6 protein-coding genes and 1 pseudogene are annotated in these 7,514 nt (G+C 62.2%); 1 reads left to right on the top strand and 6 read right to left on the bottom strand.

Annotated elements, in window-relative coordinates; all coding sequences use genetic code 11:
* The 6 genes and pseudogenes from NW838_RS04790 to NW838_RS04815 form a co-directional block, all read right to left on the bottom strand.
* Positions 1-115: pseudogene (locus NW838_RS04790) on the bottom strand (ATP-dependent protease); the annotation flags it as partial.
* 128 nt (positions 116-243) lie between these two features.
* Positions 244-1,809 carry a UDP-N-acetylmuramoyl-L-alanyl-D-glutamate--2,6-diaminopimelate ligase gene (locus NW838_RS04795; protein ID WP_414427594.1) on the bottom strand — a complete coding sequence of 522 codons (1,566 nt, stop codon included), beginning with the start codon at positions 1,807-1,809 and terminating at the stop codon, positions 244-246.
* 112 nt (positions 1,810-1,921) lie between these two features.
* Positions 1,922-3,691, bottom strand: coding sequence for an ABC transporter ATP-binding protein (locus tag NW838_RS04800; RefSeq protein ID WP_414355824.1), 1,770 nt, complete (start codon positions 3,689-3,691; stop codon positions 1,922-1,924).
* A 59-nt stretch (positions 3,692-3,750) separates the two neighbouring features.
* Positions 3,751-4,929 carry a 1-deoxy-D-xylulose-5-phosphate reductoisomerase gene (locus NW838_RS04805; protein WP_414355823.1) on the bottom strand — a complete coding sequence of 393 codons (1,179 nt, stop codon included), beginning with the start codon at positions 4,927-4,929 and terminating at the stop codon, positions 3,751-3,753.
* A gap of 251 nt (positions 4,930-5,180) precedes the next feature.
* The gene (locus NW838_RS04810; RefSeq protein WP_011432860.1) at positions 5,181-5,474 is read right to left on the bottom strand and encodes a hypothetical protein; all 294 of its coding nucleotides are present in this window, start codon (positions 5,472-5,474) and stop codon (positions 5,181-5,183) included.
* Positions 5,471-6,094: a ParA family protein gene (locus NW838_RS04815; protein WP_414427595.1), complete on the bottom strand. Its 624-nt coding sequence runs from the start codon at positions 6,092-6,094 to the stop codon at positions 5,471-5,473. The genes NW838_RS04810 and NW838_RS04815 overlap by 4 nt, the downstream gene beginning before the upstream one ends.
* 201 nt (positions 6,095-6,295) lie before the next feature.
* On the opposite strand from NW838_RS04815, the gene NW838_RS04820 reads away from it, so the two are divergent.
* Positions 6,296-7,514 (top strand): trypsin-like serine protease (locus NW838_RS04820; protein ID WP_414427596.1); only part of this gene is annotated, 1,219 nt, incomplete at its 3' end.

Genomic DNA, 7,514 nt, shown 5'->3' on the forward strand with positions numbered 1-7,514 from the left:
TCATGCGGTAGCGGTACTCGAATATGTGCAGCGGCAGAGGGCGGCCCGGAAACAGTACCACCTCCGGCAAGGGAAACAGGGGTAGCTCGCGAACATCCACGGAAGAAGAAGGCATAGGGCTTGTGCTTCTCGTTGTACTGAGTCTAGCCCATCTTTAGGTAGCCCATGTGGGCAACTGTAAGCCTTTTGACTTGCTGTTGGCAATCCTCACCCCCAGCCCCTCTTCCGAAGAGAGAGAGGAGTTTATCGGGAGGGGCTATGGCTGTTCAGGCGCAGGGCCAGGGCGGCACGGGCTTCTTCCCGGTCGTCGAAGTGAACCTTCTCGGTGCCCAGGATTTGGTAGTCTTCGTGGCCTTTGCCGGCGATCACCACTGTATCCCCTGGCCGCGCTTCGAGGATGGCCAGGCGAATGGCCTGCCGCCGATCCACCTCCACCGCCCTGGGGGATCCAGGGATCCCGGCCAGAATATCCCGTAGGATCTGCTGGGGATCTTCGGTGCGGGGGTTGTCGGAAGTAACAATCACCTGATCTGCCCAGGTGGCGGCAATGCGTCCCATCTGCGGTCGTTTGCCCCGATCCCGATCCCCCCCACAGCCAAAGACGCAGATAAGCTGACCTTGCACCTGGGAGCGCAGGGCCTTGAGCAGGTTTTCCAGCCCGTCGGGGGTGTGGGCATAGTCCACAATCACCGCGATATCCTGCCCCGGCAGGGTCACCCGCTCCACCCGCCCCGGCACCCCTGGAAAATGGGGCAGAGCCGACTGGATGGTCTCCACCGGTATCCCCAAGTGCAGCGCCACCCCCACCGCCGCCAGCAAGTTGGCCAGGTTGAAGGATCCCACCAGGGGGGCCTCCACGGCAAACGTGCCCGCAGGGGTGTGCAGGGTCGCGCTCAGGCCGGTGGGGCGCAGTTGAACTTGGCCGGGCCAGAGGCCGGGGATCCCTTCCAGAGGCTGCAGCGAGTAGGCCCAGGGCTGCAGATCGGGCCGAATGGCTTGCAAGAGCCGCCGTCCCCCAGCATCGTCGGCGTTGATCACCGCCCGCCCTTGGAGATATTCCTGTCGGAAGAGGGTGGCCTTGGCCTGCCAGTAGTTCTCCAGCGTCTGGTGAAAGTCCAGGTGATCCTGGGTGAGGTTGGTCCAGACGGCAGCGGCAAAGGAACATCCCCACACCCGATCTTGAGCGAGAGCATGGGAGCTCACCTCCATCACCGCCACCTCCGCCCCGGCTCTCTGGGCTTCCCTGAGGCTGCGCTGCAGTTCAGGCGGAAAAAGGGTGGTGTGGGGAGCAACTTCGCTGTGGCCCGGCCAGCGGTTGTACAGAGTGCCCAGCAAAGCGGTGGAGCGACCGGCAGCCTGCACCAAATGTTCAATGAGATGGGTGGTGGTGGTTTTGCCGTTGGTGCCCGTTACCCCCACCAAGGTCAGTTGACGGGCGGGAAAACCATAGAAAGCCGCCGCCACCTGGGCCACGGCCTTGGGGAGAGCCTCGCGCGGCATAAGCAGGATAGGCTGCTGCGACAGCAACTCCTGAGAAGACAAGCTCTCCCACGCCTCCTGGGAGATCAGGGCGGCCACCGCCCCTGCCGCCAGGGCCTGGGCCACGAAGCAACCCCCATCCACGCGGGATCCCGGCATCCCCAGAAAGAGATCCCCGGCCTGCACCTGGCGGGAGTCGGCACACAGGCTCCAAACTTGCACCCCCTCCAAGGATCCCTGGGCCAATCGGGGCTGGATCCCGGCTTGGCTGAGCAATTCCCACAGAGGGCGCTCCGCACCCCTAGCGCGAACAATCCCAACAGTCTCCATTCCACCACTCCTCCCTGCTTTGCAGCTTACGGTAGCCGCTCAACCCCCTTTCCGACCAGAGCGCCAGCGAGATCCCCTCTTTACCTTGGGAGAGGAGCCAGGGGTGAAGAAATCAGGCCAGTATCTCCTCCAGCTTCTGCTTGGCCCACAGGGAAGCATAGAGGCCCTTCTCGTCCGCCAGCAATTCGGCATGGGATCCCTTCTGCACGAGGCGGCCCCTGTCCATCACCCAAATCTGATCGGCTTCCACCGCAGCCGTGAGGCGATGGGTGATGAAGATCACCGTTTTCTGGGCCGTGGTCTGGCGCAGATGGCGGAGGATGGCTTGGGCCGTCTGGTTATCCACACTGGAGAGAGAGTCATCCAGGATCAAGATGGGAGCATCCACCAGTAAAGCCCGAGCCAAGGCCACCCGCTGTCGCTGGCCACCGGAGAGGGTAATGCCCCGCTCTCCCACCAGAGTGTCGTAGCCGTTGGGGAAGTTGAGGATCTCGGCGTGGATGTGGGCGGCTTTGGCAGCCCATTCCACCTCCCAATCTTCGGCATCCGGCTTGCCGTAGCGAATGTTATCCCGGACCGTGGCGCTGAACAGGAAGCTCTCCTGGGGCACATAGGCAATGGCCCGGCGCAGGGATCCCAGTTGCAGACGGGTGATATCCCGCCCATCCAAAAACAGTTGCCCCGGCTGGATCTCCAGCAGCCGAGGAAGGGCATTGGCCAGAGTGGACTTGCCCGCCCCAATCGGCCCCACCACCGCCACCATCTGGCCCGGTTCTATGCAAAAGTGCAAATCCTCTAGAGCCGGAGCTGCCGCAGGGCCGGCGAAGGCAAACGCGAGACCTCTGGCCTCGAGGCGACCCTGCACCCTCTCCAGAGGCAACGGCAAAGCGCCTGGGGCGTCTCGGATGGTGGGTTCTACCCCCAACAGAGCATCGATCCGCTCCAAGCTGACCTGCCCCCGCTGGTAGGCCGTGATGGTGAAGCCCAGCAGGGCGGTGGGAAATACCAACCGTTCCACGTAGAGGGTGAGGGCCGAAAAATCCCCGATGGTCAGCGTCCCTGCCGCAATCTGCGGCCCCCCCACCGCCAGCAGTAGCAACAAACTGAGGCTGACCAGCGCCACCAAAGAGGGGAAGAGCAAGTTGCGGGTGAGGGCTAAGCGTAAGTTGGCCTGCAGCAGCCGCTGGTTCTGGCGGCGAAACCCCTGCTGCTCGTGCTGTTCTTGGCCGTATACCTTGATGACGGTGATGCCGTTCAGATCTTCTTGGATGAGATCGCTCAGATCTGCCAACTCCTGCTGCACCTGGAGCTGCTCCTGCTGCAGGCGGGCACTGCTCAGCTTGACCAAGACCAACATCACCGGAAACACCGATAGGGCCAGTGCGCTGAGGCGGGGCTCAATGCCAAACATGGCGGGCAGAGTGGTGGCATAGGCGAAGATCGTGTTGGCCAAACTGAGCAGGGCGAACCCCAACAGGCGGCGGATGTTTTCCACATCGCTGGTGATGCAGGTGAGAATGTCCCCGATGGTCTGCTGGGCAAAGTAGGAAGGCTGCAGGGTGAGCAAATGCTCGAAGATGGCTTGCTTGAGGTGAAACTCCACCTGCCGTCCCACCCCAAACATCCACACCCGCGAGGCAATGCGAATGCCCATCATCAGGCTGGAGACGACCAGCACCGTCAAGGCGTAAAGGGCAATGCGCCGGTCCGACAAAGTGGCCAGGTTCTGGCTGAGGTCATCGATGACCAGCTTGACGTACCAGGGCAGGAACACCCCCAGGCCATTGACCAGGAGCAGGGATCCAATGCCCAACCCCACCTGTCGTCGATAGGGGCGCAGATAATGGGCCAACTGTCGGAGATGGGATCCCGATCCGGTCACTCACTTGCTCCCTGCATCCTCTCCCACTCTAGCGCTCAGCCGGATCCCCCCGGTAGGGATCAGACCAGAACCTGAGCCGGAGCTTGCTGGGCCAATTGCGCTGTTTCCTGCCGCGCCCAGGCATCCGCCTGCAAAATATCCTCCAGGCTGGGATCGGCGATAACTTGATGCCGCTCACAAACCCGCTCCAAGAGACGGGGAATATCCAAAAAACGGATGCGCTCCTGCAAGAACAGGGCTACCGCCACTTCATTGGCTGCATTCAACACTGCCGGCAGCGTCCCCCCCCTCCGCCCGGCGGCATAGGCCAACTCCATGCAAGGATACTTGCGGTGATCCGGAGCCTTAAAGGTAAGGGATCCCAGCTTGACCAAATCGAGGGGATCCCAGGGGGTGGCCAGGCGTTCCGGCCAACTGAGGCCGTAGAGGATGGGCAGGTGCATGTCCGGCCAGCCCAACTGGGCCAGAACAGAGGTATCGGCCAGTTCGATCAGGGAGTGGACAATGCTTTGCGGATGGATGAGGATGTCGATGTGGTCGTAGTCCAGGCCAAACAGCCAGTGGGCCTCGATCACCTCCAGGCCCTTGTTCATCAGGGTAGCCGAGTCGATGGTGATTTTGCGCCCCATCACCCAATTGGGATGCTTGAGGGCATCGGCCAGGGTGACCTGATCCAATTTTTCGGCAGGCCAATCCCGAAAGGCGCCACCCGAGGCAGTCAACAAGATTTTTCGCAGGGATCCCGCCGGCACCCCCTGCAAACATTGGAAAATGGCCGAATGCTCAGAGTCGACGGGGATCAGGTTCACCCCGTACTGCCGCACCAAGGGCAGCACCACCGGCCCCCCTGCCACCAGGGTTTCTTTGTTGGCCAGGGCAATGTCTTTGCCGGCACGGATGGCCGCCAGGGTTGGCAACAAACCGGCGCAGCCGACGATCCCCGTCACCACCCGCTGGGCCGCCGGGTGAGCCGCCACCTGACACAGCCCCTCCGTTCCGGCCACCAACTCCGGCAGCGGTCGGATCCCGGTCAGCAGCGACCGCAGCTCCGGCAGCAGTTCTTCCCGGCCAATGGCAACCATCTGGGGCCGAAACCGCCGTACCTGCTCGGCCAAGAGGGCAACGTTGCTGTAGCTGGTCAGGCCAACAACCTGAAAACGCTCTGGATACTGGGCCACCAAGTCCAGAGTTTGGGTGCCAATCGAGCCGGTGGAGCCGAGCAAGGTGATGGCTTGCATAAAGGATCCCTTTGCACCTGAAAGAGCGTGACATCCTCCCAACACAGACTTCCCCTCGCGCAGCGTGCCCAAAGGCTCCGTCCCGCTATTGCGAACGGCCCCACCTCGCGTTCGGGGATCCCTGCCTCACGCCCCTTCATCTTATTCTTATCTGGTTCTGATCTGGAATCTGTGTGCTCCCTCCGATCCCCGACAGCGGGATCCTATGCGGCTGTGGGGTCCGCGATGCCCCCCTTCCCCAGATTTTGGTTTCAAACCTTTCCCGACTGAGAACGCAGCCACTGGCTGAGCAGCGCCTCGATCAGCTCCGAAAGATCTTGATCCGATTCCAACAGGATGCGCTTCACGGCTCGGTGAGTCTCTTTGGGGATGTAGGCCGTCAATTTGACGTACTCAGAGCTGTTGGGCTTGGCGCCTGCTTCCGGTTGCTCGAGGGTCGGCTTGGGTTCTGGAATCTTGTAGGCTTGGGCGCTCAGCTTTTTCGGGGCGGGTCGGGCCGGGATCCCCTCTGGCTGCCGGTCGAGAAGGCGCTCAAACTTGCTCATGACGAGATATCCTCCCCCACAGCAACGTAGTCTGACCAAGCTTGTTTGGCTCTCGGCTCTGGGATCTCGTGAACACAGACCCCCTCCAGAGCAGCCCGTTGAAAAGCCACCGTGCGGCGAATGGAATGGTGGCAGAGAGGAATCCCGACTTGCTTGAGAAAGTTGCGGGCCTCCGCTCCATCTCGGTTGGGCCAGGGGGGAACCAGCGTCAGCAAGACCTTGTAGTGCTTTGCCCCCAACCGGTCTAGGGCCTTGGCGGTCAGCATCAAGGCATCTAGAGCCAAGGCATCCGGGGAACAGGGCAAAAGCAGCAGATCACACCGCTGCGCCAGAGCGTGTAACTGTTCCGGGGTGGGACGGGCAGGAGTGTCGATCACCGTGTGCTGAAAGCCTGTGGGCGTGGGAGTGGTGGGATCCCCGGCCAATACCTTGATAGGAAAGGATGATCCCCGTTCTGCCCAGCGAGAGGCCGAGCGATTGGGATCGGCGTCGATCAACAGGGCCATCCCCGACCCACCCAAAGGGGCTGCCCCTTGTTTTTGCTGAAGGTAGAGGGCCAGGTGTACCGCCGTGGTGGTTTTGCCCACGCCCCCTTTGAACCCCAAGACCGCGATATTCATCTGCCACACACCCTCCCACCCTGGTTTTACTGCCCAGTTGCGCAGGCGGCAAGAGGCTAAAGTGCGCATCGCCACGTTGGGTCTTGGGGCAAATCGGAAGAGCCGGGCGCGGGGGGAAGCGTTCCCGGTTCCGCAATCTTTAGGCTTCGCCGGTAGGATATACTCGGTTGGCATAACCGGCTGGCTTTGGAGAATCTGACCATGCCTCATCCCTCGCCATCCCATTTCCCCCTTGGCTTGGCTCGCTCTTGGTCTATTCCGCTGGGGTTGTGTCTGGCCCTGAGCATAAGCGCCTGTGGCGGCGGGGGTTCCAGTCGCCCGCTTCCCCCAGTCTCAGCTCCTCCCACAGGACGAATTGAGGGATCCCATTTCGACGATCTCAACGGCAATGGGCTGCGGGATCCGGGGGAGCCGGGGCTGCCGGGCATCGCCACCTTTTTGGACTTAAACGGCAATGGCCGCCTCGACCCGGGGGAGCCCAGCACCGTCAGCGATGCCAGCGGTAACTTTCGCTTCTCCAACTTGCCCCCTGGCACCTACCGCGTCACTGCCCTTTTGCCCCCGGGGCGAGTGTTCACCACGCCGCGCTCAGGCTTGGGGCTGGAGCGGATTGTGGGCGGCAGGCCTGCTCCCGAAGGGGCCTTTCCCTGGATGGTGGCTTTGCTGAAGGCAGCTGTGCCGGATCCTTTTCAGGCGCAGTTTTGCGGGGGATCTCTGATTGCACCGGAGTGGGTGCTCACCGCTGCCCACTGCTTTTTCGACGATCAAGGCCGGCAGGTGAATCCCCAAGATCTGGATCTGCTGTTGGGTACCAACCGCCTACAAATCGGCGCCGGTCAACGCATTCGCGCCGCGCAAATTGTCCTCAACCCCGGCTACAACCCCCAGGTGGGGAAACTTGGGGGGAACGACATTGCCCTGGTGCGCCTTTCTCGGCCAGTGGCTCTGGCCACCCTGCCGCTGGTGCAGCCCAACCAAACCAACCTGACGGCCCCTGGCACTGCCGCCACCATCCTCGGCTGGGGAGCCACCTTCCCCCCTGCTCTGGACAACGAGGAACCCAGCGGCTTTCCCCGAGATTTGCAGCAGGCCACCGTTCCCATCGTCTCCAATGCGGTGTGCAATGCGCCCGAATCCTACAATGGCACCATTTTAGATACCATGCTCTGCGCCGGCTTTCCCCAGGGAGGAGTCGATGCGTGTCAGGGCGATAGTGGTGGGCCTTTGATTGTGCCCAGCGGCAGGGGTTTTGCCCTGGCCGGGATCACCAGTTTTGGCAGAGGCTGCGCCCAGCCCAATTTCTATGGGGTGTATACGCGGGTGTCTAGCTTTGTGGGTTTTGTGCAATTGGTGATCGGCAGTGCCCCCAGCCCAACTCCAGCACCCTCGCCCCCGCACCCCCGGGGGGCACCGGCCGAAT

Source organism: Synechococcus sp. R55.2 (assembly GCF_047462075.1).
GTDB lineage: Bacteria > Cyanobacteriota > Cyanobacteriia > Thermostichales > Thermostichaceae > Thermostichus.

Excerpts from the sequence above, each read along its gene's own strand:
- NW838_RS04805 (WP_414355823.1), bottom strand. The coding sequence starts at position 4,929 with ATGCAAGCCATCACCTTGCTCGGCTCCACCGGCTCGATTGGCACCCAA.
- NW838_RS04815 (WP_414427595.1), bottom strand. The coding sequence starts at position 6,094 with ATGAATATCGCGGTCTTGGGGTTCAAAGGGGGCGTGGGCAAAACCACC.
- NW838_RS04810 (WP_011432860.1), bottom strand. The coding sequence starts at position 5,474 with ATGAGCAAGTTTGAGCGCCTTCTCGACCGGCAGCCAGAGGGGATCCCG.
- NW838_RS04795 (WP_414427594.1), bottom strand. The coding sequence starts at position 1,809 with ATGGAGACTGTTGGGATTGTTCGCGCTAGGGGTGCGGAGCGCCCTCTG.